The organism is Mesorhizobium sp. M1E.F.Ca.ET.063.01.1.1 (assembly GCF_003998155.1).
Classification (GTDB): Bacteria; Pseudomonadota; Alphaproteobacteria; order Rhizobiales; family Rhizobiaceae; genus Mesorhizobium.
Genome location: NZ_RZSC01001340.1, coordinates 1 through 829, shown reverse-complemented (window position 1 = coordinate 829; position 829 = coordinate 1). Strand labels below are relative to the sequence as shown.

Annotated in this window: 2 protein-coding genes; both read left to right on the top strand. The window is 69.1% G+C overall.

The features are described from left to right. A partial coding sequence (locus EOA29_RS38425; protein WP_145970120.1) for a cobalamin biosynthesis protein occupies positions 1-142 on the top strand: 142 nt, incomplete at its 5' end. Beyond that, the coding region (gene cobM / locus EOA29_RS38420; RefSeq protein ID WP_127222516.1) for a precorrin-4 C(11)-methyltransferase at positions 139-829 on the top strand (691 nt) is incomplete at its 3' end. The genes EOA29_RS38425 and cobM, both read left to right, overlap by 4 nt.

Here is an 829-nt window from a genome sequence, read left to right as displayed (position 1 = left end):
GTCAGAGACTCATGCCGGCACGCCGTCGGTTTCGGAAGCCTCGGCGCTGGCAGCGGCCGGCAAGGACGCAAAACTGCTCGGGCCGCGCACCGTGCTCGGCCCGGTGACCTGCGCCATCGCTCTTGGCGGAGGCACCGCATGACGGTCCATTTCATCGGCGCCGGCCCGGGCGCGGCCGACCTCATCACCTTGCGCGGCAGTCGCCTGCTGGCGACCTGCCCCGTATGTCTCTATGCCGGCTCGATCGTCGCGCCGGAACTGATCGAACATTGCGCGCCGGGCACCAGACTGATCGACACCGCGCCGATGTCGCTCGACGAGATCGAGGCCGAATATCTCGCCGCCCACAAGGCCGGCCAGGACGTCGCGCGCCTGCACTCCGGCGACCTTTCGGTCTGGAGCGCGGTGGCCGAACAGATAAGGCGGCTGGAAAAACACGGCATTCCTTACACGCTGACGCCGGGCGTCCCCTCCTTCGCCGCTGCCGCTGCCGCGCTGCGCCGCGAGCTCACCATTCCCGAGCTCGCCCAGAGCCTCGTGCTCACTCGTGTCTCCGGCCGCGCCTCGAAAATGCCGCCCGGCGAGACGCTTGCCGGCTTCGGCCGCACCGGCGCCACGCTGGCCATCCATCTTGCCATCCACGCCATCGACAGCATCGTCGCCGATCTGACGCCGCTCTACGGAGCCGAGTGCCCGGTAGCGGTCGTTTTCCGCGCCTCCTGGCCGGACGAGCGCATTCTGACCGGCACTCTGGGCACCATCGAAGCGCAGCTCGCGGAAACCCCGATGGAGCGCACGGCGATCATCTTCGTCGGCAGCGCCTTGGCCG